Annotated in this window: 1 protein-coding gene; it reads right to left on the bottom strand. The window is 72.1% G+C overall.

The window, feature by feature from the left end:
- A partial coding sequence (locus APM_RS13235; RefSeq protein WP_007423868.1) for a GNAT family N-acetyltransferase occupies positions 1-388 on the bottom strand: 388 nt, incomplete at its 3' end.
- Positions 389-534: the final 146 nt, after the last annotated feature.

Below are 534 nucleotides of genomic sequence, written 5' to 3' on the forward strand. Positions count from 1 at the left end.
CGATCGACGCCGCGTTGTCGGCGGCCACCGTCGCCTCGATCGTCGCGATCGGCAGCTCGGCGAACCCCCAGTGCAGCAGCTCGGCGACGGCCGCCCCCGCATGGCCGCGGCGCCAGAACCGGCGGCCGATCCAGTATCCCAGCGCAGCGCTGCCCCGCGCGGCATCGAGGCGCAGCCCGGCGCTGCCGATCATGCTGCCATCCGCATCGAGAATCGCGAATTCGTGGGCGCGCCCGGCGGCACGGTCGGCCACCGCCGCGGCCACCCAGGCCTCGGCGGTCTCCAGCGGGTAGGGAAACGGCGCTTCCGGCAGCCGGCGGCAAATGTCCCAGTCGTTGATGAGCTGGTGGAAGCGGGCGGCATCCTCCTGCTGAAGCGGCCGCAGCACGGCCGTTCCGACGGTTTCCCTGGTGGCGCTATCCGGCACGCAAAACCCCCGCACTGTCTCCTAGCCGCACCGGGATAGCTTGTCCGGCGCGCGGCCGAAAGGGCGATCCACGGTTTGACGGTTGATTTGCCGGCCGCGGGCGCGCA

This window comes from Acidiphilium sp. PM, from assembly GCF_000219295.1.
GTDB lineage: Bacteria > Pseudomonadota > Alphaproteobacteria > Acetobacterales > Acetobacteraceae > Acidiphilium > Acidiphilium multivorum.